The sequence below is a fragment of the Leisingera sp. JC1 genome (genome assembly GCF_001679925.1).
GTDB lineage: Bacteria > Pseudomonadota > Alphaproteobacteria > Rhodobacterales > Rhodobacteraceae > Leisingera.
This window is the reverse complement of the sequence record NZ_LYUZ01000057.1, coordinates 1-25,522: the sequence shown is the minus strand read 5'-3', so window position 1 is coordinate 25,522 and position 25,522 is coordinate 1. Positions and strand designations below refer to the sequence as shown.

21 protein-coding genes, 1 tRNA gene and 1 pseudogene are annotated in these 25,522 nt (G+C 62.0%); 18 read left to right on the top strand and 5 right to left on the bottom strand.

From position 1 onward, the window contains the following. From tuf to A9D60_RS05785, 3 genes and pseudogenes are all read left to right on the top strand, one after another. A pseudogene (gene tuf / locus A9D60_RS05790) lies at window positions 1-1,148 on the top strand (elongation factor Tu); the annotation flags it as partial. Between the two features lie 23 nt (window positions 1,149-1,171). Then, a complete protein-coding gene (locus A9D60_RS26510; protein WP_083194108.1) occupies window positions 1,172-1,426 on the top strand; it encodes a hypothetical protein in 255 nt (84 codons plus the stop codon). A gap of 138 nt (window positions 1,427-1,564) precedes the next feature. Next, window positions 1,565-2,254, top strand: coding sequence for an NYN domain-containing protein (locus tag A9D60_RS05785; RefSeq protein ID WP_254656632.1), 690 nt, complete (start codon window positions 1,565-1,567; stop codon window positions 2,252-2,254). Between the two features lie 36 nt (window positions 2,255-2,290). On the opposite strand, the gene A9D60_RS05780 is transcribed toward A9D60_RS05785, so the two are convergent. Next, window positions 2,291-3,001, bottom strand: coding sequence for a lysophospholipid acyltransferase family protein (locus A9D60_RS05780; RefSeq protein WP_065266716.1), 711 nt, complete (start codon window positions 2,999-3,001; stop codon window positions 2,291-2,293). Window positions 3,002-3,179: 178 nt separating this feature from the next. On the opposite strand from A9D60_RS05780, the gene A9D60_RS05775 reads away from it, so the two are divergent. Continuing rightward, a tRNA-Trp gene (locus tag A9D60_RS05775) sits at window positions 3,180-3,255 on the top strand. Window positions 3,256-3,314: 59 nt separating this feature from the next. Here the strand turns inward: A9D60_RS05775 and A9D60_RS05770 are convergent. Next, entirely contained in the window at window positions 3,315-5,432 is a 2,118-nt protein-coding gene (locus tag A9D60_RS05770) for an O-linked N-acetylglucosamine transferase, SPINDLY family protein (protein ID WP_065266715.1), read from the bottom strand. 225 nt (window positions 5,433-5,657) lie between these two features. Here A9D60_RS05770 and secE point away from each other — a divergent pair, with 225 nt between their 5' ends. Together secE and nusG are read left to right on the top strand one after the other, a co-directional pair. Further along, complete coding sequence (secE, locus tag A9D60_RS05765; protein ID WP_019298606.1) at window positions 5,658-5,855, top strand: preprotein translocase subunit SecE; 198 nt, start codon at window positions 5,658-5,660, stop codon at window positions 5,853-5,855. Window positions 5,856-6,072: 217 nt separating this feature from the next. After that, window positions 6,073-6,606, top strand: a complete 534-nt coding sequence (gene nusG / locus A9D60_RS05760) for a transcription termination/antitermination protein NusG (RefSeq protein WP_039150217.1) — start codon at window positions 6,073-6,075, stop codon at window positions 6,604-6,606. A gap of 154 nt (window positions 6,607-6,760) precedes the next feature. On the opposite strand, the gene A9D60_RS05755 is transcribed toward nusG, so the two are convergent. Continuing rightward, window positions 6,761-8,092 carry a hypothetical protein gene (locus tag A9D60_RS05755; protein WP_141117842.1) on the bottom strand — a complete coding sequence of 444 codons (1,332 nt, stop codon included), beginning with the start codon at window positions 8,090-8,092 and terminating at the stop codon, window positions 6,761-6,763. Between the two features lie 253 nt (window positions 8,093-8,345). Between A9D60_RS05755 and rplK the strand changes: the two genes are divergently transcribed. Continuing rightward, complete coding sequence (gene rplK / locus A9D60_RS05750; protein WP_039134872.1) at window positions 8,346-8,771, top strand: 50S ribosomal protein L11; 426 nt, start codon at window positions 8,346-8,348, stop codon at window positions 8,769-8,771. 1 nt (window position 8,772) lies between these two features. Next, entirely contained in the window at window positions 8,773-9,471 is a 699-nt protein-coding gene (rplA, locus tag A9D60_RS05745) for a 50S ribosomal protein L1 (RefSeq protein WP_065266713.1), read from the top strand. An 18-nt stretch (window positions 9,472-9,489) separates the two neighbouring features. On the opposite strand, the gene A9D60_RS26000 is transcribed toward rplA, so the two are convergent. After that, the gene (locus tag A9D60_RS26000) at window positions 9,490-9,711 is read right to left on the bottom strand and encodes a hypothetical protein (protein WP_217492039.1); all 222 of its coding nucleotides are present in this window, start codon (window positions 9,709-9,711) and stop codon (window positions 9,490-9,492) included. Window positions 9,712-9,720: 9 nt separating this feature from the next. On the opposite strand from A9D60_RS26000, the gene A9D60_RS25995 reads away from it, so the two are divergent. From A9D60_RS25995 to A9D60_RS05710, 6 genes are all read left to right on the top strand, one after another. After that, entirely contained in the window at window positions 9,721-10,029 is a 309-nt protein-coding gene (locus A9D60_RS25995) for a hypothetical protein (protein ID WP_175392898.1), read from the top strand. Between the two features lie 345 nt (window positions 10,030-10,374). Continuing rightward, the gene (rplJ, locus tag A9D60_RS05730) at window positions 10,375-10,893 is read left to right on the top strand and encodes a 50S ribosomal protein L10 (RefSeq protein ID WP_065266710.1); all 519 of its coding nucleotides are present in this window, start codon (window positions 10,375-10,377) and stop codon (window positions 10,891-10,893) included. A gap of 81 nt (window positions 10,894-10,974) precedes the next feature. After that, the gene (gene rplL, locus A9D60_RS05725) at window positions 10,975-11,349 is read left to right on the top strand and encodes a 50S ribosomal protein L7/L12 (protein WP_058286637.1); all 375 of its coding nucleotides are present in this window, start codon (window positions 10,975-10,977) and stop codon (window positions 11,347-11,349) included. A 248-nt stretch (window positions 11,350-11,597) separates the two neighbouring features. Then, window positions 11,598-15,734, top strand: a complete 4,137-nt coding sequence (gene rpoB / locus A9D60_RS05720) for a DNA-directed RNA polymerase subunit beta (RefSeq protein WP_065266709.1) — start codon at window positions 11,598-11,600, stop codon at window positions 15,732-15,734. A gap of 53 nt (window positions 15,735-15,787) precedes the next feature. Next, complete coding sequence (gene rpoC, locus A9D60_RS05715; protein WP_065266708.1) at window positions 15,788-20,029, top strand: DNA-directed RNA polymerase subunit beta'; 4,242 nt, start codon at window positions 15,788-15,790, stop codon at window positions 20,027-20,029. Between the two features lie 133 nt (window positions 20,030-20,162). After that, complete coding sequence (locus A9D60_RS05710; protein ID WP_065266707.1) at window positions 20,163-21,047, top strand: DMT family transporter; 885 nt, start codon at window positions 20,163-20,165, stop codon at window positions 21,045-21,047. On the opposite strand, the gene A9D60_RS05705 is transcribed toward A9D60_RS05710, so the two are convergent. Continuing rightward, window positions 21,016-21,843 (bottom strand): putative rhamnosyl transferase, encoded by an 828-nt coding sequence (locus tag A9D60_RS05705; protein WP_065266706.1) that lies wholly within the window; start codon window positions 21,841-21,843, stop codon window positions 21,016-21,018. The genes A9D60_RS05710 and A9D60_RS05705 overlap by 32 nt on opposite strands. A gap of 373 nt (window positions 21,844-22,216) precedes the next feature. Here A9D60_RS05705 and rpsL point away from each other — a divergent pair, with 373 nt between their 5' ends. From rpsL to A9D60_RS05685, 4 genes are all read left to right on the top strand, one after another. After that, a complete protein-coding gene (gene rpsL, locus A9D60_RS05700; RefSeq protein ID WP_065266705.1) occupies window positions 22,217-22,588 on the top strand; it encodes a 30S ribosomal protein S12 in 372 nt (123 codons plus the stop codon). Between the two features lie 15 nt (window positions 22,589-22,603). Beyond that, window positions 22,604-23,074 carry a 30S ribosomal protein S7 gene (rpsG, locus tag A9D60_RS05695; RefSeq protein ID WP_019298618.1) on the top strand — a complete coding sequence of 157 codons (471 nt, stop codon included), beginning with the start codon at window positions 22,604-22,606 and terminating at the stop codon, window positions 23,072-23,074. 18 nt (window positions 23,075-23,092) lie between these two features. Continuing rightward, the gene (gene fusA, locus A9D60_RS05690) at window positions 23,093-25,210 is read left to right on the top strand and encodes an elongation factor G (RefSeq protein WP_065266704.1); all 2,118 of its coding nucleotides are present in this window, start codon (window positions 23,093-23,095) and stop codon (window positions 25,208-25,210) included. A gap of 63 nt (window positions 25,211-25,273) precedes the next feature. Further along, the coding region (locus tag A9D60_RS05685) for a GTP-binding protein (RefSeq protein ID WP_254656631.1) at window positions 25,274-25,522 on the top strand (249 nt) is incomplete at its 3' end.

Sequence of the window (25,522 nt, the reverse complement as noted above, 5' to 3'; positions counted from 1 at the left end):
ATGGCTAAGGAAAAGTTTGAACGTAATAAACCGCACGTCAACATCGGCACCGTTGGCCACGTTGACCACGGCAAGACCACTCTGACCGCGGCTATCACCAAATACTTCGGTGACTTCAAAGCCTACGACCAGATCGACGGCGCACCGGAAGAAAAAGCCCGCGGCATCACCATCTCGACCGCGCACGTCGAGTATGAAACCGAAGCGCGCCACTATGCGCACGTCGACTGCCCCGGCCACGCCGACTACGTCAAGAACATGATCACCGGCGCGGCCCAGATGGACGGCGCGATCCTGGTTGTGAACGCKGCYGACGGCCCGATGCCSCAGACCCGCGAGCACATCCTGCTGGCGCGYCAGGTTGGCGTKCCYGCSCTGGTCGTSTTCATGAACAAGGTTGACCAGGTCGACGACGAAGAGCTGCTGGAGCTCGTCGAAATGGAAATCCGCGAGCTGCTGTCCTCCTACGAGTTCCCGGGCGACGATATCCCGATCATCGCAGGTTCCGCCCTGGCGGCGATGGAAGGCCGCGACCCGGAAATCGGCGAAGAGAAGATCAAAGAGCTGATGGCGGCCGTGGACGAGTACATCCCGACCCCCGAGCGCGCGGTTGACCAGCCGTTCCTGATGCCGATCGAAGACGTGTTCTCGATCTCCGGCCGCGGCACCGTTGTGACCGGCCGTGTCGAGCGCGGTGTGATCAACGTTGGCGACGAGATCGAAATCGTCGGCATCAAAGACACTTCGAAAACCACCTGCACCGGCGTGGAAATGTTCCGCAAGCTGCTGGACCGCGGTGAAGCCGGCGACAACATCGGCGCCCTGCTGCGCGGTGTGGACCGTGAATCCGTCGAGCGCGGCCAGGTGCTGTGCAAGCCGGGTTCCGTGACCCCGCACACCAAGTTCGAAGCCGAAGCCTACATCCTGACCAAGGAAGAAGGCGGCCGCCACACCCCGTTCTTCGCGAACTACCGTCCGCAGTTCTACTTCCGCACCACCGACGTGACCGGCACCGTGACCCTGCCGGAAGGCACCGAGATGGTGATGCCGGGCGACAACCTGAAGTTCGCGGTTGAGCTGATCGCGCCGATCGCGATGGAAGACGGCCTGCGCTTCGCCATCCGCGAAGGCGGCCGCACCGTCGGCGCNCAAGTTCGAAGCCGAAGCCTACATCCTGACCAAGGAAGAAGGCGGCCGCCACACCCCGTTCTTCGCGAACTACCGTCCGCAGTTCTACTTCCGCACCACCGACGTGACCGGCACCGTGACCCTGCCGGAAGGCACCGAGATGGTGATGCCGGGCGACAACCTGAAGTTCGCGGTTGAGCTGATCGCGCCGATCGCGATGGAAGACGGCCTGCGCTTCGCCATCCGCGAAGGCGGCCGCACCGTCGGCGCCGGCGTTGTTTCCAAAATCATTGAATAATGATTTTGAAACGGTGGGCGGCAGGCGGTTTTCGTTAGAAAACCGCTGAGAGTCCACACGGTAATGTTCTGCGAAAGGGCCTCCCTCGGGAGGCCCTTTTTCTATGCGCCAACGCCTGAACAGGGCAGGGACCGGCCTGTGGCCGGGCACGGCCCGAATGCTGGGCAGTCCGGGCGGCAGATAACTGGAGCAACCGGCAAGACTGTCGCAGGGCAGAGATGTGAACCGGAGGGGCTTTTAATCCGGCCTCTCATCTTGCAAAAGCAGATCAGTTCCGAAATTGATCTCCCTATGCCTGAATTTCTCTTTCTCCTCTTTCTCACCGGTTTGCTTTGTGTCCTGCTGTTTCTGCGCAAGCCGGAAAAGCCGGACCGGCCTGCCGCCAAACGTAAGCGGCCGGTCAGAACCGCCCGTAAACCGCTCGCCATTATTGACGGCTCCAACCTTTTGTACTGGAAGGACAACGCGCTATCGCTGGACCCGGTCCGGGATGCGATCCATATGCTGAAAGCGTCCGGTTACACGCCTTGTGTGATCTTTGATGCCAACGCCGGCTATCTGGTCGAGGACCGCTATGTCGACGGCCCGGGCTTTGCCAGGCGCCTTGGTCTTTCCCGCCGCCATGCGCATGTCGTGCCAAAAGGCCGGCCGGCAGATCCCTTTATTCTCGGGCTGGCGCGGGACAGCAGCGGAATCGTTGTTTCGCGGGACAGGTTCCGGGACTGGGCGGAAGACTTTCCAGCCGAAACCGGGCCGGACCGGGTTGTGCGGGGCGGGTACCGGGGGGGCAGGCTGCAGCTGAATCTGGACCGTGTGCGAAAGACCTGAAAAGGAAGGGGCGGGTTGAACTGCCTGGACGCCAGTTTAACCCGCCCGCGTCTTCGTATCCTCACTGCCGCGCCCGGCTGCCGCATCCGCCGCGTCCGTTATGGCATCCAGTGACGCCTCCAGGCTCAGCCGCAACTCCTCAACCTGCTCATCGCTCGGCTTCTTCGGCACCTCGTCCGTCCACTCCCGGCACATCAGCACGCCGCGCGAAAACGGCAGCGGCAGCATCTGCTGGTCCCAGGTCGGCAGCTTCATCACCTTCTTCTCGGCAAACGCGACGGTGAACACCCGGCAGCCGGTCATCCGGGCCCAGACCACCGGCACGGTGGACGAGACCCGCGCAGGCCCGCGCGGGCCGTCGGCGGCGATGCCGATGGAGCAGCCGTCCTTGGTGCGGCGCAGCACCTCGCGCGACAGGGCGACGTGGCGCTTGTGGCTCGACATCGGGATGGTCTCAAAGCCCAGACGCACCAGGATCTGCCCCGCCAACCGCCCGGCGCGGGCGGCAGAGGTCAGCGCGCAGATGCGGCCCAGCGAGGTGTCGAACAGATAGGGCGCCATGATCAGCCGCTGGTGCCAGAGCACGAAAATCACCGGCTCGCCGCGGCGCACGCAGGCGTCCATCTCCTCGAACCCGCTCCGGGTCCAGCGGGAGGTGCGGAAGGCGAATCGCACGTAGGCTGCGAACAGCCCCTCGACGGCGCGGTTGACCTTTGGGCTGTCGGCGATTTTCTTTCTGAGGCTCACGGGGCTAGGGCTCATTCCTGCTGGGGGCACAGGGGCTTGGCCCCGGCATTTGCCCCGTCATACTGCATGGCTGCGCCGGGGCAAAGCCCGGTGGCGGCAAAGCGTCCGGGCGGCGCAAGAAAATGCGCTTTTCCCTCTTGCCTCCGCAGCGCGCCTGCCGTAGGACATGCCGCACCACAGGGGTATAGCTCAGTTGGTAGAGCGACGGTCTCCAAAACCGTAGGTCGCGGGTTCGAACCCTGCTGCCCCTGCCATTTCCCGCACATTGCCGGTCCAGCACTGCCCTTTCGGGCAGGCCGTTTGGCGTGCCTGGTCACTCCAGATCCAGATGGGCCGGCGCCAGCCCCTGCTGCTGCCGCGCACAGGCCGCGTCATAGGCCGCTTCCACCTGCCGGGCCAGCCGTTCAGGGCTGAACAGCGCCGCGGTTTTCTGCTGGGCGCGGAGCTTGCCGCGCAGGCTGGCGGCGGCTGTGATGTCTGCCGCCAATTCCGCGGCCTTGGCCTCATAGTCCTGGGGGCTTTCGGCAATCATCTCCGGCAGACCGGCCGCTTGCAGCAGGCTGGCGGAGGTGCGGGCGGCGGATTGCTGGCCGGGCAGGGTGAGGACCGGCACGCCGGCGGATAGGGCGTCGCGTGCCGCGGCGGCGGCATTGACGGTGAAGCTGTCCAGGGCCAGATCCGCCAGCGGCAGACGGGCCAGGTGATCATCGCGGGCGGCGGCGGGGGCAAAGACCAGGCGGTCCGGATCGACGCCGCGCGCAGCGGCGGCGCGGCGCAGGTTCGACACGGCGTGCTCGCCGTTGTCCGCCAGCCACAGCACACTGTCCGGGGCGCCTTGCAGCAAGCGCATCCAGATATCGAATTCCTGCGGTGTGATATGGCTGCCGCTGGCAAAGCTGCAGAACACGAACCCTTGCGCGGGCAGGCCGCAGGCAGCGCGGTCCGGGGCGGGGGTGGGTGCTGCAAGTGCCACGGCCTGATGGCCATCTGCAAGACGCAGCAGGTGCTCGTTGTGGTAGCGTTCGCTGCCGGGCGGGCAGGCGGCCTCATCGCTGATCAGGTAGTCATAGGCGGCGGTGCCCATGGTGCCGGGGTAGCCGGGGAACAGGATGTGCAGCGGTGCCAGGCGGGCGGCAAACAGCGGCAGCGCACCGCCGCCGGAGTAGCCGGAGAGATCCACCGCGGCGTCGAGCTGGTCTGCCTTCACCGCCGCTGCCATCTGATCCGGGGCGCTGGCGTCCAGAACCTTGAGACCGCTGAATTCCTGCGCCGCGTTCTCCGGCAGGCTGGCGCCGATGGCATAGATGCGGATGTCGAACCGGGCCGGGTCGTGGGCGGCAAGCATGCCGCCGTGCTGGTTCAGCACCGTCTCTGCGTCGCGGGCGGCGAAGAAATAACCGATCCGCAGCCGCTCAGGCCGCTGGCCGGCAGGCGGGGTGCTGTTCAGCTCTGTCGTGCCGAACAAGTCGCTGGCATAAGACTGGGCGCGGGCGCGCAGCAGGTCGGGATTGTCCTCCATCAGCATCAGGGCGCTGGGGTCGCAGCCGCTGCCGCGCAGGCCCAGCTGGCGGCGGTGGTCGCTGTATTCCGGCAGCCATTTCCAGTCGCACAGCTCTGCCAGCACATGCAGCCGCTGGGTGCGGGCGCGGTCGTCTGAGGGATTGGCCTTCAGCACCTTGTCGAAACAGGGCAGGGCGGCGGCAAAGGCGCCCTCGGCCTTCAACAGCAGGCCCAGCTGATACCGCGCCTCCGTCAGGGCGGGGTTCAGGCGGACGGCCTGGGTGTAGTGTTCCTTGGCATCTTCAGCGGCGCCTTGCTGGTTCAGCAGGCCCGCCAGCGTGACATGCAGGGCGGCGTCATGCGGTGCAAGCTTCACCGCCTTGCGCAGCATGGTTGCGGCCTTCTGACTGCGTCCCTGCTTGATCAGCACCTCTGCCTTGCCGTGCAGCGCCTGCAGGCAGCCGGCTGTCAGCATCAGCGCCTTGTCAAACAGCGCCATGGCATTGTCCAGCTCGCCGCGGGCAGCCTTCACCCGGCCCATGGCGGCATAAGTGCCGGCGGCACGGGGATTGATCCCAAGCGCCTTGTTCAGGCATGTGGCGGCATTGTCCAGATGGCCGGCGGCCAGATGGCAGCGGCCCAGGAAGTCCCACAGGAAATGCGATTCGCGGAAGGTCTTGAGCAGCGCGCCGCAGCTTTCGGCGGCTTCGAAATGGCGGCCCCCGGCCAGCGCCTCCTCCAGCCCGGCCTGATGCACCGGCGACGGGTCGGTCTGCGAGTCCAGCCGTTTGCGCAACCCCTCCAGCGCCGATTGCGCGCGTTTGTTGCGGGGATTGCGGGACAGGATGCCGGCATAGGCCATGGCGGCATCTTCAAACTTGGCGTCGCGTTCGAACTGTTCGGCCTCGGACAGGGAATTGGCAGGTGTCATGGCTTCCGATCTCAATAATTCACACGGTCCGGCCCCCGGGCGGCGCGATGGGCCGCAGGGAACCTCTGGAGTCAATTTTGCCAGTAGTGGATTAAAATTGGATTGACTCGGCGTTCGCTGCCTGCGCAACAGCCGCAACGGGCCGGGCAGGAGGGCCGCAGGGCTTGAATTCACGGGCCGCTCCGGTTACATCGCCCTGACTGCTAGCAGAGAGACACCCCCAGTATGGCAACTATCAACCCCGTTCAGTTCATCCAGCAGGTCCGCGCCGAAGTCTCCAAGGTCGTTTGGCCGACCCGCCGCGAAGTGCTGCTGACCACGGTCATGGTGTTCATCATGGCGGCGCTGACGGCGCTGTTCTTTGCGCTGGTGGACCTGCTGATCCGCTTTGGCCTGCAAGGGCTTCTGGGGATGTTCGGCTAAGTCCGCAGCGGTACTTGGGCTTTGGGGCCGCAATTGCTGCGCTGCACTTGATCTTGGCAGCGATGGGCGGTACCTGAGCAGGAATTATTGAGGCGGGCGTGCAGCGATTCGGTTTGCACGCCGCTTTTTGTTGGAGAGCGCAGCCCCGGGGCTGCAGCGGAATGAACAGGCAGCGGCGCGGCAAGTGGCCCGCCCGGCAGAACAAGGACAACGGTTCATGGCGAAACGGTGGTATTCGGTCAGCGTTCTTTCGAACTTCGAAAAGAAAATCGCAGAGCAGATCCGCACCTCGGTCGCAGAACAGGGCCTTGAGGACGAGATCGACGAGGTTCTGGTCCCCACCGAAGAGGTGATCGAGATCCGCCGCGGCAAGAAGGTCTCGACCGAGCGCCGCTTCATGCCCGGCTACGTGCTGGTGCACATGGAAATGTCCGACCGCGGCTATCACCTGATTTCCTCGATCAACCGCGTCACCGGCTTCCTGGGCCCGCAAGGCCGCCCGATGCCGATGCGCGACGCAGAGGTGCAGGGCATCCTGGGCCGCGTCGAGGAAGGCGTCGAGGCGCCGCGCACCCTGATCCACTATGAGGTGGGCGAGAAGGTCAAAGTGAACGACGGCCCGTTCGAGGATTTCGACGGCATGGTCGAAGAGGTCGACGAGGACAACCAGAAGCTCAAGGTCACCGTGTCGATTTTCGGCCGCGAGACCCCGGTGGAGCTGGACTTCACCCAGGTGACCAAGCAGGGGTGATTGGGGTGTGGGCAGATTGTCCGCCTACGGAATTCGAAGCGCCGCGTTGCATTTGCACCGCGGCGTTTTTGTATTTCGGGGAGTTCCCTGATGCTTGTTCCAGTCTGGTGGAGTTCTCGACGAGACAGAGAAACGCCGTAGTTTGTCACCTAAGTCAGCCAGACCGGGTTATGAAGTTCTCATGTCCGGTGTTGGGCAGATTGGAATTCCATCTGATGCGCCCGCTGCGGCGGTCAAATGATCCGATGATCAATCCAAGGGCGGTTGGAACTGCCTGGCACAAAAGAGCAGCCCCTATCAATAAGCCAACAAGAAATGCGATGTCGCTCCAGGACCCGATGCCTGCAGCCATGTCCCTAAAGATGGATCGCGATACGTCTGATGCACTCAAAACGCAGAGAAAGGCAGCCCAGAGAACTGCCCGGCCGAAATGGCGTAGGATCAAGCTGCTCTTCACCCCCTGCTGAGCAAGCCCTCTGAAGAACCTGAAGTTCGCGCGTGGCTTGAGCGCCAGTGTTATGATTTGCAAAAGGGGGCCGATGACAGGAATTTCTTGCGCCCCTTGCAGCGGCCCCGATTGGTAGGCGAAGGAAGTGCGTTTGCCAGCGTCAACAAATTTTGCAATGTTCTCTTGGTTTGCTGCCCTTGAAGCATCCATGTTTTTCTTGCCAGGAAGGGATGCAAACAATGCGCAAGAAGGCCAAGCTTCTACCTCTACAATGCCATCAGGGCTTCGGGGGGGATAGGGAGTGGTCAGAGTTCCCTTGTTGGTTTGCCATAGCTGCCGCGGTGAGTTTTGACCATCTTCGGTTTGAAACTCGAAAAGGTAAAAGCACCAAAGCACCCCCTGTTTTTCAAGTTCTCTAACTTGCTCAGGGGCAAAACCATTGCCGAAGGCTTTGCCGGATTGGGCAGCAGAAAGTGCCTCTTGGTAGGCATCGGATTGGGTCAAAAGGCTGATCCAATAACTGATGGCCTCCTTGTGAGGCAGGAGCTGAATGCCATAAGATTTGATCGCAGAAGGTACCATTAGATCAAGCGGGATCTCAGCGGCGGCGGCAGTCATACGGACGTGAAGCGCATCCAGTTCAGGTTGAAGTCCAGCTAGATTCTCCGTCGATAAATCCGGGTAGTCAGTTTCGCTTTCAGAAACGCGAACCGCCAGATCCACATAGTCCTGAAAAACATTTGCTGCTTGGTCAAACCCTATCCGGCGAAAACAGTCAGCCCTTTGGCGGTTCCAGACAACATCGTCAGCTTCATGGCCCGATCTCAGATCTTTTGCTGAATAGGCGAAGGTCATGAGGTCCTGCAGAAGGTATTCTTCATGGATGTCTTCCGCCAGGCTGAGCTCTTCTAGAACGGCTTTGGTTTTGTCACATTTGATGAAGCGGTCATTTATGTCGGCTAGACTGCCGAGATGAGATTTTAGAATTTTAAAGGACTTTTGGGAGCTGTTCGGCACCACGATATTCATATCAATCACTTCAAAGCTCCGTAAATATGAAGTCTGTTAGGTTTGAATGCGCCGTAAATCTCACATATGAGGGTGCAGAATCCAAGCTTGCAGCTTTCTGTCCCTGTCCGCTTGCCAACCCCCGCATTCCCCTGTAAACGCCGCCTCTATCGTCTTCGGGCGAGATTCTCTCGTGGGAGATGGACGGATCGCGATCCTGAAATCCGACCACGCAACATTCTCCGGGCAGGACGCGTCCTGTCCTCGTTGAAAGGAAAACCAAATGGCTAAGAAGCTTGTTGGTTCGATGAAGCTGCAGGTTCCTGCAGGTCAGGCAAACCCCTCTCCGCCCGTCGGCCCGGCCCTGGGTCAGCGCGGCATCAACATCATGGAATTCTGCAAGGCGTTCAACGCCAAGACCGCAGACATGGAGCCCGGCGCGCCGTGCCCGACCGTGATCACCTACTATCAGGACAAGTCCTTCACCATGGACATCAAGACGCCGCCCGCGTCTTACTACCTGAAGAAGGCGGCCAAGGTGAAATCCGGCGCGAACAACCCGTCGCGCGAAACCGTCGGCACCGTGTCCGTGGCCCAGGTGAAAGAAATCGCCGAAGCCAAGATGAAAGATCTGAACGCCAACGACATCGACGCGGCAATGCAGATCATCCTGGGCTCCGCCCGCTCCATGGGCATCGAGGTGAAGTAAGATGGCAAAGCTCGGTAAACGCACCCGCGCCGCGCGCGAAGCTTTCGCAGGCAAAGAAAACCTGTCCGTGGAAGAAGCTGTTGCCCTGGTGAAAGCCAACGCAACCTCGAAATTCGACGAAACCGTCGAGATCGCTCTGAACCTGGGCGTTGACACCCGCCACGCAGACCAGATGGTCCGCGGCGTGGTCGGCCTGCCGAACGGCACCGGCAAAGCCATGCGCGTTGCTGTGTTCGCCCGCGGCCCCAAGGCTGACGAAGCCACCGCAGCCGGTGCAGACATCGTTGGCGCCGAAGACCTGATGGAAGCGATCCAGGGCGGCAAGATCGACTTTGACCGCTGCATCGCCACCCCGGACATGATGCCGGTCGTCGGCCGTCTGGGCAAAATCCTGGGCCCGCGCAACCTGATGCCGAACCCGAAAGTCGGCACCGTGACCATGGACGTGAAAGCGGCCGTGGAAGCAGCCAAGGGCGGCGAAGTCCAGTTCAAAGCGGAAAAAGGCGGCGTTGTGCATGCCGGCGTCGGCAAAGCGTCCTTCGACGAAGCCAAGCTGGTCGAGAACGTCCGTGCCTTCGTGTCGGCCGTGGCCAAAGCCAAGCCGACCGGCGCCAAAGGTGCCTACATGAAAAAGATCAACCTGTCCTCGACCATGGGTCCGGGCATCACGGTTGACGTGGACAACGCTGTCACCGAGTAATCGGGCGTACAGTTGAAGTCAGGAGGCCCGGCGGATCTGATCCTGCCGGGCTTTCTTTTGTTTTGCTTCTTTCTTTGATGTTGTTTTGACCACTTCCAGCTGGGAGGGGCGGGTGGAGATCTGATGATTGGGCTTGCAATATTCTTGTCGGTTACGGCCCTGTGCGCCGGAACCATTCTGGGCATTGCCGCGCTCGGCAGGCGGCAATTCCTGAAGACCGCTGAACGGGCGTTTGTGCATGTTGCGCAAGTGCGTGTCCAATGGGCTGAGAGGGCAGACAGTGACGGGGATGTGAAGCGCTACCGGCAGTATCAGCCGGTGCTGCAGGTGCATGGCGCTGAGGGCGCTTCGCAAAGCTATGCATCGCATGCCTGGCGGAACTCGTGCCCGCACCGTGCGGGTGATGTGGTTCCGGGATATATCTGCAGGGTGACGGGGCGGATCGAGACTGAAGAGCTGCTGAACAGCGGCGGAGGGTTCCGCCTGATCTGCCGCGTGATCCTGGCTGCGGCGCTGGCGGGGCTGGCTGCCTGTGCGCTCTCGCCCTTGTGGCTGTGACCGCAGGCATCCGGGGCCGCAGGTGCCGGCTGCCGCCTGGACGCGCGGGAAATTGCCGGCTGAGGCGGATTTGCCCCTTGGAAATCCCCGTCAATGGGGCTAACTACGGCCTTGAGATAAAGCGTGCGATTCGTCGTGCGCTTTATTTCATTTCGTCCAAGATGGTGGGTGGCCTCCGATCGGCCTTAATTTCCCTCCTGAGACGGGTACAGACCAAGAAGATCGGGGGTTTTCAATCCCTCGGGCGGATTTGGCTCATCCCGTAAAACGGACCTGAACGCCGGTTCTTCCTGGACCGGCAAATATGAGCCGGGGTGTGCAAGCATCCCTAACTTGGAGAGAACTGTGGATAGAGCCCAGAAAGAGAAAGTGGTCGAGGAACTCGGCCAGATCTTCGAAAGCTCTGGCGTCGTGGTGGTAGCTCACTACGCCGGTCTGACAGTTGCTGAGATGCAGGATCTGCGCGCACGTGCCCGTGACGCGAACAGCTCCGTGCGTGTTGCCAAGAACAGGCTCGCCAAAATCGCCCTCGAGGGTAAGCCGTGTGCAAGCATGGCCGACCTGCTGACAGGGATGACCGTTCTGACCTACTCCGAAGATCCCGTGTCCGCTGCAAAAGTGGCCGAGGATTTCGCCAAGGAAAACAAAAAGTTTGAGATCCTTGGCGGTGCAATGGGTGAGAACGCTCTGGACCGCGCAGGCGTCGAAACTGTGTCCAAAATGCCGTCCCGCGACGAGCTCATCGCTCAGATCGCAAGCTGCATTGGCGCACCTGCTTCGAACATCGCCGGCGCGATTGGCGCACCTGCAAGCAACATCGCAAGCATCCTTTCGACCATCGAAGAGAAGGCGGAAGCTGCGTAAGCGGTTGGCACTGAACGGTCGGCGTGGGGCAAAAGCCCGCACGTTGGAACACAAATACTGTAAACGGAAAGAGCTGATAAAATGGCTGATCTGAAAGCACTCGCAGAAAGCATCGTGGGTCTGACCCTGCTGGAAGCACAAGAACTGAAAACCATCCTGAAAGACGAATACGGCATCGAGCCCGCAGCTGGCGGCGCAGTTGTCATGGCAGCTGGCGGCGACGCCGGCGGTGCAGCTGAAGAAGAAAAGACCGAATTCGACGTCGTTCTGAAGAACGCCGGCGCTTCCAAGATCAACGTGATCAAAGAAGTCCGCGGCATCACCGGCCTGGGCCTGAAAGAAGCCAAAGAGCTGGTCGAAGCTGGCGGCAAGATCAAAGAAGGCGTGTCCAAGGACGAAGCAGAAGACATCAAAGGCAAGCTGGAAGCAGCTGGCGCCGAAGTCGAGCTGGCCTAAGCACTGCCTCTGGTGCATCTCCGATGCATCGGAAATTTGGCTGGGTCCGGATTTTTCCGGGCCCAGCCGAACCTGTCTTAGAAAGGGCCTCATGAGAGAGGCGTTTTCTCAGGCGGAGTTCAAGGGATCGGGAGGCTGCCTTCGGGACGGTGGCCATGAATTGATCCGAACGCGCTGTCTCGTATGGGCAAGGAGCCGGGGCCCGGCGGTTTCCTTGACCGGTGAGAACTCGAAAGGTGACATCTGACATGGCTCAATCGTTCCTTGGCCAGAAACGTCTACGCAAATATTACGGCAAAATCCGCGAAGTGCTGGAGATGCCGAACCTCATCGAGGTGCAGAAATCTTCTTATGACCTTTTCCTGCGCTCCGGCGATGCAGCTGAGCCGCTGGACGGCGAAGGCATCAAGGGTGTGTTCCAGTCGGTATTCCCGATCAAGGATTTCAACGAAACCTCCGTTCTGGAGTTCGTGAAGTACTCGTTCGAAAAGCCGAAGTACGACGTCGAAGAGTGCATGCAGCGCGACATGACCTACAGCGCGCCGCTGAAGGTCACCCTGCGCCTGATCGTGTTCGATGTCGATGAGGACACCGGCGCAAAGTCCGTGAAGGACATCAAGGAACAGGACGTCTTCATGGGCGACATGCCCCTGATGACCCCGAACGGCACCTTCATCGTGAACGGCACCGAGCGTGTGATCGTGTCCCAGATGCACCGCTCGCCGGGCGTGTTCTTCGACCACGACAAAGGCAAGACCCATTCCTCGGGCAAGCTGCTGTTTGCCTGCCGCATCATCCCGTACCGCGGCTCCTGGCTGGACTTCGAGTTCGACGCCAAGGACATCGTCTTTGCCCGTATCGACCGCCGCCGCAAGCTGCCGGTGACCACCCTGCTGTACGCCCTGGGCCTGGACCAGGAAGGCATCATGGATGCCTATTACAACACCGTGCAGTTCAAGCTGGAGAAATCCCGCGGCTGGGTCACCCCGTTCTTCCCGGAACGCGTGCGCGGCACCCGCCCGACCTATGACCTGGTGGACGCTGCCACCGGCGAGATCATCTGTGAAGCCGGCAAAAAGGTCACCCCGCGCGCCGTCAAGAAGATGATCGAAGAAGGCACCATCACCGAGCTGCTGGTTCCGTTTGAGCACATCGTCGGCAAATATGTGTCCAAGGACATCATCAACGAAGACAACGGCGCGATCTATGTCGAGGCCGGTGATGAGCTGACCCTGGAGTACGACAAGGACGGCGAGCTGATCGGCGGTTCCCTGAAGGAACTGCTGGACGCGGGCATCACCGACATTCCGGTGCTGGACATCGACAACGTCAACGTCGGCCCCTACATGCGCAACACCATGGCGCAGGACAAGAACCTGGACCGCAACAGCGCGCTGATGGACATCTACCGCGTGATGCGCCCGGGCGAGCCGCCCACCGTCGAGGCAGCCTCCGCGCTGTTCGACACCCTGTTCTTCGACAGCGAGCGTTACGACCTCAGCGCCGTTGGCCGCGTGAAGATGAACATGCGTCTGGCGCTGGACGCCGAGGACACCCAGCGCACCCTGCGCAAGGAAGACATCGTCGCCTGCATCAAGGCGCTGGTCGACCTGCGTGACGGCCGCGGCGATGTCGACGACATCGACCACCTGGGCAACCGCCGCGTGCGCTCCGTCGGTGAGCTGATGGAAAACCAGTACCGCGTCGGCCTTCTGCGCATGGAGCGTGCGATCAAGGAGCGTATGTCCTCCGTCGAGATCGATACCGTGATGCCGCAGGACCTGATCAACGCGAAACCGGCTGCTGCCGCTGTGCGTGAATTCTTCGGCTCCTCGCAGCTGTCGCAGTTCATGGACCAGACCAACCCGCTGTCGGAAGTCACCCACAAACGCCGCCTGTCGGCGCTTGGCCCGGGCGGCCTGACCCGCGAACGCGCCGGCTTTGAGGTCCGCGACGTGCACCCGACCCACTATGGCCGGATGTGCCCGATTGAGACCCCGGAAGGCCCGAACATCGGTCTGATCAACTCGCTGGCGACCTTTGCGCGCGTCAACAAGTACGGCTTCATCGAAACCCCCTACCGGGTGGTGAACGAAGGCCAGGTGACCGACGAAGTGCACTACATGTCGGCGACCGAAGAGATGCGCCACACCGTGGCGCAGGCGAACGCGACCCTGGACGAGAACGGCAAGTTCATCAACGACCTGGTGTCGACCCGCCAGTCCGGCGATTACACCCTGGCGCCGCGCGAAAGCGTGGACCTGATCGACGTGTCGCCCAAGCAGCTGGTCTCGGTAGCTGCCTCGCTGATTCCGTTCCTGGAAAACGACGACGCCAACCGCGCTCTGATGGGCTCGAACATGCAGCGTCAGGCGGTTCCGCTGCTGCGTGCAGAGGCACCGCTGGTCGGCACCGGCATCGAGGAAAAGGTTGCGATCGACTCCGGCGCGGCCATCCAGGCCAAGCGTGCGGGCATCATCGACCAGGTCGATGCGCAGCGTATCGTGATCCGCGTCACCTCCGATCTGGAGCTGGGCGATGCGGGCGTTGACATCTACCGTCTGCGCAAGTTCCAGCGTTCCAACCAGAACACCACCATCAACCAGAAACCTCTGGTCAAGGTGGGCGACACCGTTGCCAAGGGCGAAGTCATCGCCGACGGCCCGTCGACCGATATGGGCGAACTGGCACTGGGCAAAAACGTGGTCGTCGCGTTCATGCCGTGGAACGGCTACAACTACGAAGACTCGATCCTGATCTCCGAGCGCATCGCGCGTGACGACGTATTTACCTCGGTTCACATCGAGGAATTCGAAGTCGCCGCCCGCGACACCAAGCTTGGGCCGGAAGAGATCACCCGCGACATCCCCAACGTCGGCGAGGAAGCCCTGCGCAACCTCGACGAGGCGGGCATCGTCTACATCGGCGCCGATGTGGAGCCGGGCGACATTCTGGTCGGCAAGATCACTCCGAAGGGCGAAAGCCCGATGACCCCGGAAGAAAAGCTGCTGCGCGCCATCTTCGGCGAGAAAGCATCTGACGTGCGCGACACCTCGCTGCGCGTGAAGCCGGGCGATTACGGTACTGTGGTCGAGGTGCGCGTCTTCAACCGCCACGGCGTGGAGAAAGACGAGCGTGCGCTGCAGATCGAGCGTGAGGAAGTCGAGCGTCTGGCCCGTGACCGGGACGACGAGCTGGCGATCCTGGACCGCAACATCTATGCCCGCCTGCACGGCATGCTGCTGGGCAAGACCGCGGTCAAAGGCCCGAAAGGCGTGCGCGCCGGTGCCCCGATCGACCAGGACCTGCTGGACAGCCTGTCCCGCGGCCAGTGGTGGATGCTTGCTCTTGAGGATGAGCAGGACGCCCAGGTCGTCGAAGCCCTGAACGAGCAGTACGAAGCACAGAAGCGCGCCCTGGACGCCCGTTTCGAGGACAAGGTCGAGAAGGTCCGCCGCGGCGACGACCTGCCGCCGGGTGTGATGAAGATGGTCAAGGTCTTCATCGCTGTGAAGCGCAAGCTGCAGCCGGGCGACAAGATGGCCGGCCGTCACGGCAACAAAGGTGTGATCTCGAAAGTGGTGCCGATGGAGGACATGCCGTTCCTCGCCGATGGTACCCCGGTCGACTTCTGCCTCAACCCGCTGGGCGTGCCGTCGCGTATGAACGTCGGACAGATCCTGGAGACCCACATGGGCTGGGCCGCACGCGGCCTCGGCATCAAGGTGGATGACGCGCTGCAGGAATACCGCCGCTCGGGCGACCTGACCCCGGTCCGTGAAGCGATGCACCACGCCTATGGCGACGATGTCTATGACGAAGGCATCGCCAATATGGATGAGGCGACGCTGGTTGAAGCCGCAGGCAACGTGACCCGCGGTGTGCCGATTGCGACCCCGGTCTTCGACGGCGCCAAGGAAGACGATGTGAACAACGCCCTGGTGCGTGCGGGCTTTGACCAGTCCGGCCAGTCGATCCTGTTCGACGGCCGCACCGGCGAGCAGTTCGCGCGTCCTGTGACCGTCGGCATCAAGTACCTGCTGAAGCTGCACCACCTGGTGGACGACAAGATCCACGCGCGTTCCACCGGCCCGTACTCGCTGGTTACCCAGCAGCCGCTGGGCGGTAAGGCGCAGTTCGGCGGTCAGCGCTTCGGTGAGATGGAAGTCTGGGCTCTGGAAGCCTATGGCGCCGCCTACACCCTGCAAGAGATGCTCACCGTCAAATCGGATGACGTCGCCGGCCGGACCAAGGTCTATGAGTCGATCGTCAAGGGCGAGGATAACTTCGAGGCGGGCGTGCCGGAATCGTTCAACGTTCTGGTCAAAGAAGTCCGCGGCCTCGGCCTGAATATGGAACTCCTGGATGCGGAGGTTGAGGAGTAAGGGCCCCGCGCCCTTCTCCCGCTCCCCCCTTCCGCAAGATTTGAGGTATCAAAATGAACCAGGAAATCACCAACAACCCGTTCAACCCGCTGACCCCGCCGAAGGTCTTTGATGAAATCAAAGTCTCGCTGGCCAGCCCGGAACGGATCCTGTCTTGGTCCTACGGCGAAATCAAAAAGCCCGAGACCATCAACTACCGGACCTTCAAGCCGGAGCGCGACGGCCTGTTCTGCGCCCGGATTTTCGGCCCGATCAAAGACTACGAATGCCTGTGCGGCAAATATAAGCGGATGAAGTACCGCGGCGTCGTCTGCGAGAAATGCGGCGTCGAGGTCACCCTGCAGAAAGTGCGCCGCGAGCGCATGGGCCACATCGAACTGGCCGCGCCGGTTGCGCACATCTGGTTCCTGAAGTCGCTGCCGAGCCGCATCGGCCTGATGCTGGACATGACCCTGCGCGATCTGGAACGGGTTCTGTACTTTGAAAACTACGTTGTCATCGAGCCGGGTCTGACCGACCTGACCTATGGTCAGATGATGACCGAAGAAGAGTACATGGACGCCCAGGACGCCTATGGCATGGACGCCTTCACCGCTAACATCGGCGCTGAAGCGATCCGTGACATGCTGGCCCAGATCGACCTGGAATCGGAAGCCGAAACGCTGCGCGCCGAACTGGCCGAAGCGACCGGCGAACTGAAGCCCAAGAAGATCATCAAGCGTCTGAAAGTCGTGGAATCCTTCCTGGAATCGGGCAACCGTCCGGAATGGATGATCATGACCGTGATCCCGGTCATTCCGCCGGAACTGCGCCCGCTGGTTCCGCTGGACGGCGGCCGCTTTGCGACCTCCGACCTGAACGACCTGTACCGCCGCGTGATCAACCGGAACAACCGCCTGAAGCGGCTGATCGAACTGCGCGCGCCGGACATCATCGTCCGCAACGAAAAGCGGATGCTGCAGGAATCCGTGGACGCGCTGTTCGACAACGGCCGCCGCGGCCGCGTCATCACCGGTGCCAACAAGCGTCCGCTGAAGTCGCTGTCCGACATGCTGAAAGGCAAGCAGGGCCGCTTCCGCCAGAACCTTCTGGGTAAGCGCGTCGACTTCTCCGGCCGTTCGGTTATTGTGACCGGTCCCGAGCTGAAGCTGCACCAGTGCGGCCTGCCCAAGAAGATGGCGCTGGAGCTGTTCAAGCCCTTCATCTACTCGCGTCTGGAGGCCAAGGGCCTGTCCTCGACCGTGAAGCAGGCGAAGAAGCTGGTCGAGAAAGAGCGCCCCGAAGTGTGGGATATCCTCGATGAGGTGATCCGCGAGCACCCGGTGATGCTGAACCGCGCGCCGACGCTGCACCGTCTGGGTATCCAGGCGTTCGAACCCACGCTGATCGAAGGCAAGGCAATCCAGCTGCACCCGCTGGTCTGCTCGGCGTTCAACGCGGACTTCGACGGCGACCAGATGGCTGTGCACGTCCCGCTGAGCCTTGAGGCCCAGCTGGAAGCGCGCGTCCTGATGATGTCGACCAACAACGTTCTGTCGCCCGCCAACGGCGCGCCGATCATCGTTCCTTCGCAGGATATGATCCTGGGTCTCTACTATGTGTCCCTGGAACGCGAAGGCATGCCCGGCGAAGGCAAGATCTTTGGCACCATCGATGAGGTTCAGCACGCGCTGGACGCCGGCGAAGTGCATCTGCACACCAAGATCACCGCGCGGATCACCCAGATCGACGAGGAAGGCAACGAGGTTCTCCAGCGTTTCGAGACCACCCCGGGCCGTGTCCGTCTGGGCGCGCTGCTGCCGAAAAACGCCAAGGCGCCGTTTGAACTGGTCAACCGCCTGCTGCGGAAGAAAGAGGTTCAGCAGGTCATCGACACCGTCTACCGCTACTGCGGCCAGAAGGAGTCTGTGATCTTCTGCGACCAGATCATGACCATGGGCTTCCGCGAAGCGTTCAAGGCCGGCATTTCGTTCGGCAAGGACGACATGGTGATCCCGGATACCAAGTGGACCATCGTCGACGACACCCGCGAGCAGGTGAAAGACTTCGAACAGCAGTACATGGACGGCCTGATCACTCAGGGCGAAAAGTACAACAAGGTTGTCGATGCCTGGTCGAAGTGTAACGACAAGGTCACCGAAGCGATGATGGGCACCATCTCCGCTGACAAGCGGGACGAGAACGGCGCTGTGATGGAGCCGAACTCGGTCTACATGATGGCCCACTCCGGTGCGCGTGGCTCGGTTACTCAGATGAAGCAGCTGGGCGGCATGCGCGGCCTGATGGCCAAGCCGAACGGCGACATCATCGAGACCCCGATCATCTCGAACTTCAAAGAAGGCCTGACCGTTCTGGAGTACTTCAACTCCACCCACGGTGCCCGTAAGGGTCTGTCGGATACCGCGCTTAAGACGGCGAACTCGGGTTACCTGACCCGCCGTCTGGTGGACGTGGCGCAGGACTGCATCGTTCGCGAGATCGATTGCGGCACCGAGCGTGCGATCACCGCAGAAGCGGCTGTGAACGACGGTGAAGTCGTGGCGTCGCTGGGTGAGCGCATCCTGGGCCGTGTGGCTGCGGATGACATCAAGAAGCCCGGCACCGAAGAGATCATCGTGGCCGCCGGCCAGTTGATCGACGAACGCATGTCCGACGCAGTGGAAGAGGCCGGCGTTCAGTCGACCCGCATCCGCTCGCCGCTGACCTGTGAGTCGGAAGAGGGCGTCTGCGCCATGTGCTACGGCCGTGACCTGGCCCGCGGCACCCGCGTGAACACCGGCGAGGCTGTCGGCATCATCGCGGCGCAGTCGATCGGTGAACCCGGCACCCAGCTGACCATGCGGACCTTCCACATCGGCGGCGTTGCCCAGGGCGGCCAGCAGTCGTTCCTGGAAGCCTCGCAGTCCGGCAAGATCGTCTTCGAGATGCCGAACACCCTGGAGAACGCCAACGGCGAGACCCTGGTTGTCGGCCGCAACATGAAGCTGATCATCCAGGACGAGCACGGTGAAGAGCGCGCCAGCCACAAGCTGGGCTACGGCTCCAAGCTGTTCGTCAAGGAAGGCCAGATGGTCAACCGCGGCGACAAGCTGTTCGAATGGGACCCCTACACCCTGCCGATCATCGCCGAGAAGCCGGGTACCGCCAAATATGTCGACCTGATCTCGGGCCTGGCTGTCCGCGACGAGACCGATGAAGCCACCGGCATGACCCAGAAGATCGTGATCGACTGGCGTGCGGCTCCGAAGGGCTCTGACCTGAAGCCGGAAATCATCCTGGTGGACGCAAATGGCGAGCCGGTGCGCAACGACGCAGGCAACCCGCTGACCTACCCGATGTCCGTGGATGCCATCCTGTCGGTCGAAGACGGCCAGCAGATCCTGGCAGGCGACGTTGTCGCGCGTATCCCGCGTGAAGGCGCCAAGACCAAGGACATTACCGGTGGTCTGCCGCGCGTTGCGGAACTGTTCGAAGCCCGCCGTCCGAAGGATCACGCGATTATCGCCGAAATCGATGGTTACGTGCGCTTCGGCCGCGACTACAAGAACAAGCGCCGTATCGCGATCGAGCCGTCGGACGAGTCGATGGACGCCGTCGAATACATGGTGCCCAAGGGCAAGCACATTCCGGTTCAGGAAGGTGATTATGTCCAGAAGGGCGACTACATCATGGACGGCAACCCGGCGCCGCATGACATCCTGTCCATCATGGGTGTCGAGGCACTGGCGAACTACATGATCGACGAGGTCCAGGACGTCTACCGCCTGCAGGGTGTGAAGATCAACGACAAGCACATCGAGGTGATCGTCCGCCAGATGTTGCAGAAGTGGGAGATCTCGGACTCCGGCGACACCACGCTGCTGAAAGGCGAACACGTGGACAAGCAGGAGTTCGACGCCGCCAACGAGAAGGCCCTTGCCCGCGGCAAGCGTCCTGCTCAGGGCGAACCGATCCTGCTCGGCATCACCAAGGCGTCGCTGCAGACCCGCTCCTTCATCTCGGCGGCCTCCTTCCAGGAGACCACCCGGGTTCTCACCGAGGCCTCGGTGCAGGGCAAGAAGGATAAGCTGGTCGGCCTCAAGGAGAACGTCATCGTGGGCCGCCTGATCCCGGCCGGCACCGGCGGCGCCACCCAGCGGGTGCGCCAGATCGCCCAGGGCCGTGACAACGTGGTTCTGGAAGCCCGCCGCGAGGAAGCCGAAGCCGCTGCAGCCCTGGCTGCTCCGGTGATGGACGACGACGCGATGGACGCAGGTCTCGACAACCTGGTCGATACCCCGGAAAGCCGCGACTAAGACCGGCGGTCTGAGACAGAACAGGGAAGCCCCCGCATGGCGACATGCGGGGGCTTTTCCGTTTCTGCGTCCGGGTCTATCAGTTGCAGGGCAGGGAGGATGCAGGCATGGATATGATCTTGGCAGGACGGCGATGACACCGAACCAGACAGGCGCGCTATGGATGATCGGGGCAATGGCGGCTTATACGTTCAATGATGCGCTGGTAAAGCTGATCGGCGGCGCGCTGCCGCTGGCGCAGATCCTGACCATCCGCGGTATCGCTGCCAGTTTCCTGATCTATCTGCTGGCCCGACGCATGGGCGGGCTGCGCTTCCGGCTGCCGCCGCGTGCCTGGGGCATGATCATCCTGCGCTGCGCGGGCGAAGTGTCGGCCACCTATCTGTTCCTGACCGCGCTGATGGTGATGCCGATTGCCAATGTCACCGCGGTGCTGCAGGTGCTGCCGCTGGCAGTGACGCTGAGCGCGGCGCTGTTCCTGCAAGAGCCGCTGGGCTGGCGGCGGATGGCGGCGATCGCCGCGGGTTTCTGCGGCATGCTCCTGATCGTGCGGCCGGGCCCGGAGGGCTTCAGCGAGGGGGCGCTTTATGCGCTGGCCTCGGTGGCCTGCATCACCGCCCGCGACCTGGTCACCCGGCGGATGCCGGCGGAGGTGCCGTCGATGACCGTGACACTGGCGTCGTCGCTGTCGGTGCTGGGGTTCGGCATTGCCCTGTCCGCTGCGGTGCCGTGGCAGCCGGTGACGGGCATGCAGCTGCTGATCCTGACCGGCGCGGCGCTGTTCATCTTTGCGGGTTACCTGTGTTCTGTGATGACCATGCGGGTGGGGGAAATCGCGGTGATCGCGCCTTTGCGCTACAGCGGCCTGTTGTGGGCGCTGCTTCTCGGCTGGCTGGTGTTCGGCGAATGGCCGGACCTGCTGACGCTGGCGGGCGCGGCGGTGGTTGCCGGGGCCGGGATCTTCACCTTTTACCGGGAACAGCAGATCAGCCGCAGGAGCCGCTCAGCTGGGGTGTGAACGCCGCGCGCACATGGGCGGCTTTGATGCCGAACATCGTTGCAAACTCCCGCTCCTGTTTCGGGGTCAGCGGCGCAACGTTTTCCTCGCCTGCATTGCGCTGGCGGGAATCGTTGTAGATGTTGTGGCTGCGCACCCACATCGGCACATCGGTGATGGTGATCGACGGCATATGATGGTGGATGCGGTGGTGGCCGAAGTTCATGATCGTCTTGCGCACGCCGCCAGCCGCATACATTCCCAGCGCCGCCGTAAAATAAGGCCTTAATACCGGTTCTGAGGCCGCGATCCCCCCGGCGCCGAATTCGGCGATGTAGCCCCGGTTGAAGTCGATGGCCGCAGTGGGTGTCTTCTCCAGCAGCCCGGCGCAGTCTGCCGCGGTCTCCCGCAGCCGCTCGACAAACTCCGCCGCAACCGCATCGTCGTCGTCGGCGCGGAACTGCAGGCAGGGCTGATCCGGGTTGCGGCGGGCGGCGTTCAGGATCTCCTTCATCACCTGCCGGTGGCGGCGCGGAGGCTCTGCCACGATCCGCACTTGCGGCATATCCGCGGTCAGATCCTGCAGGCGGCCGCGGTGATGCCGGGGCAGGCTGTCGCCGGTCACGATAACCAGGTCGAAATCGGGGTCGGTCTGCGCCCGCATCGAGGGCAGGGCAACAGTTTCGAACAGCCGGAACCGCTCCTCCATCCGCTCCTCGGCATAGAGATAGGCGATCCGCTCCGCGACGGTGTCATGCTCGACCTGAAACCCGCCAAGCGCCGGGTAGGAAAACCGGCACAGCCCGATGACCTGCATATCGAAATTCCATCTGTTGCAAATGCCTGCAACGGCAACTATGGCGGGTGGCACGCGGGCTGGCAACCATCGCACGACGCGTGCACGGCATCGATCAGGGCTGCTGCGCCCGGCTGCTGTTGACAACCCCCGCGACTCCCCATATACGCGCGCCTATCCGGCACCCGGAGTGTATTCTTCGTCAGCCGAATTCAAAATTGCAGTGGCTCAAGGTCCGGGCACTTTTACCACCCGGATCCTCTGTAAACACACCGCGTCGTCTCACCTCGGAATGGGAGCGATTGCGGTTTTTGCGCTTGTGGACGCACAGGTGCAGCGAAATCACCCGCACGCGCCGGCGTGCATGACAAGTTGCTAAACGGGGAATACCTGAATGCCAACGATCCAGCAGCTGATCCGCAAGCCGCGTCAGCCGAAGCGTAAAGTTTCGAAGTCCCAGCACCTCGAGCAGTGCCCGCAGAAGCGCGGCGTCTGCACCCGCGTGTACACCACCACTCCGAAGAAACCGAACTCCGCTATGCGGAAAGTTGCGAAGGTCCGCCTGACCAACGGTTTCGAAGTGATCTCCTACATCCCCGGTGAAAGCCACAACCTTCAGGAACACTCCGTGGTTCTGATCCGCGGCGGCCGTGTAAAAGACCTTCCGGGTGTCCGTTACCACATCCTGCGCGGTGTTCTGGATACCCAGGGCGTCAAAGWCCGTAAGCAGCGCCGCTCGAAGTACGGCGCGAAGCGTCCTAAGTAAGAAGGAGAGGCTGATATGTCACGTCGTCACGCCGCTGAAAAACGCGAAGTTCTGCCCGACGCCAAGTTCGGCGACCGCGTTCTGACCAAATTCATGAACAACCTGATGATCGACGGCAAGAAGTCGGTTGCAGAGCGTATCGTCTACAACGCGTTCGACCGCGTTGAAGGCAAGATCAAGCGCGCTCCGGTTGAAGTCTTCCACGAAGCGCTGGACAACATCAAACCGTCCGTCGAGGTCCGCTCCCGCCGTGTTGGTGGTGCAACCTACCAGGTTCCGGTTGAAGTCCGCCCCGAGCGCCGCGAAGCGCTGGCCATCCGCTGGCTGATCGCTGCCGCCCGCAACCGCAACGAAAACACCATGGAAGAGCGCCTCGCAGGCGAGCTGCTGGACGCCGTCCAGTCCCGTGGCACCGCGGTCAAGAAGCGCGAAGACACCCACAAGATGGCCGAGGCGAACAAAGCCTTCAGCCACTATCGCTGGTAAGCTAGAGGACATAGACCTATGGCACGCGAATATCCCCTCGACCTGTACCGTAACTTCGGTATCATGGCGCACATCGACGCAGGTAAGACCACCTGTTCCGAGCGCATCCTGTATTACACCGGCAAATCCCACAACATCGGTGAGGTGCACGACGGTGCAGCCACCATGGACTGGATGGAGCAGGAGCAGGAACGCGGCATCACCATCACTTCGGCTGCGACCACCACCTTCTGGGAACGCACCGAGGACGGCAAGACCGCTGACACCCCGAAGCACCGCCTGAACATCATCGACACCCCCGGCCACGTTGACTTCACCATCGAAGTTGAGCGTTCGCTGGCGGTTCTCGACGGTGCCGTCTGCGTTCTCGACGCAAACGCCGGTGTTGAGCCCCAGACCGAAACCGTGTGGCGTCAGGCTGACCGCTACAAGGTTCCGCGCATGGTGTTCGTCAACAAGATGGACAAGATCGGCGCCGACTTCTTCAACTGCGTCCGCATGATCGAAGACCGCACCGGCGCCCGCGCGGTTCCGGTTGGCATTCCGATCGGCGCAGAGAACGAGCTGGAAGGCCTGATCGACCTGGTCACCATGAAAGAGTGGCTGTGGCAGGGTGAAGACCTGGGCGCGTCCTGGGTGCACGCCGAGATCCGCGACGAGCTCAAGGACATGGCCGAAGAGTGGCGCGGCAAGATGATCGAGGCCGCCGTCGAAGAAGACGACGACGCCATGGAAGCCTACCTGGAAGGCGAAGAGCCCGACGTGCCGACCCTGCGCAAACTGCTGCGCAAGGGCACCCTGGCGCTGCACTTCGTGCCGGTTCTGGGCGGTTCCGCGTTCAAGAACAAAGGTGTGCAGCCGCTGCTGAACGCCGTGATCGACTACCTGCCCAGCCCGCTGGACGTTGTCGACTACATGGGCTTCAAGCCGGGCGACGAGAACGAAGAGCGTAACATCGCCCGCCGCGCGGACGACGACATGGCCTTTGCCGGCCTCGCGTTCAAAATCATGAACGACCCGTTCGTCGGCTCCCTGACCTTCACCCGGATCTACTCCGGCGTGATGAACAAGGGCGACACCCTGCTGAACTCGACCAAGGGCAAGAAAGAGCGCGTTGGCCGGATGATGATGATGCACTCGAACAACCGTGAGGAAATCACGGAAGCGTTCGCGGGCGACATCATCGCGCTGGCAGGCCTGAAGGACACCACCACCGGTGACACCCTCTGCGCCGTCAACGACCCGGTTGTTCTGGAAACCATGACCTTCCCCGATCCGGTGATCGAGATCGCGGTTGAGCCGAAAACCAAGGCCGACCAGGAGAAGATGTCCCAGGGTCTGGCCCGTCTGGCCGCCGAAGACCCGTCCTTCCGCGTCGAGACCGACCTCGAGTCCGGTCAGACCATCATGAAGGGCATGGGCGAACTTCACCTGGACATCCTGGTGGACCGCCTCAAGCGCGAGTTCAAGGTCGAGGCGAACATCGGTGCGCCGCAGGTGGCCTACCGCGAGACCATCTCCAAAGAGGTCGAGCATTCCTACACCCACAAGAAACAGTCGGGTGGTTCGGGCCAGTTCGCCGAGGTGAAACTGATCATCTCCCCGACAGAGCCGGGCGAAGGCTACTCCTTCGAATCCCGTATCGTCGGCGGTGCGGTTCCGAAGGAATACATCCCGGGTGTCGAAAAAGGCATCCAGTCGGTCATGGACTCCGGTCCGCTGGCAGGCTTCCCGGTGATCGACTTCAAGGTTGCCCTGATCGACGGTAAGTTCCACGACGTGGACTCCAGCGTTCTGGCCTTTGAAATCGCCGCCCGCATGGGCATGCGCGAAGGCATGCGCAAAGCTGGCGCGAAACTGCTCGAGCCGGTGATGAAGGTCGAAGTGATCACCCCGGAAGAATACACCGGCGGCATCATCGGCGACCTGACCTCCCGCCGTGGCCAGGTGTCCGGCCAGGAGAACCGCGGCAACGCCATCGCCATCGACGCCTTCGTGCCGCTGGCCAACATGTTCGGCTACATCAATACCCTGCGTTCGATGAGCTCGGGCCGCGCCCAGTTCACCATGCAGTTCGATCACTACGATCCGGTTCCGCAGAACATCTCGGAAGAGATCCAGGCGAAATACGCGTAAGCGTCAGAAAATACGGGGGTTCGCAAGTGTTGCGGACCCCCCTCGAAGCAAAAGGAGGCCATCATGGCTAAGGAAAAGTTTGAACGTAATAAACCGCACGTCAACATCGGCACCGTTGGCCACGTTGACCACGGCAAGACCACTCTGACCGCGGCTATCACCAAATACTTCGGTGACTTCAAAGCCTACGACCAGATCGACGGCGCACCGGAAGAAAAAGCCCGCGGCATCACCATCTCGACCGCGCACGTCGAGTATGAAACCGAAGCGCGCCACTATGCGCACGTCGACTGCCCCGGCCACGCCGACTAC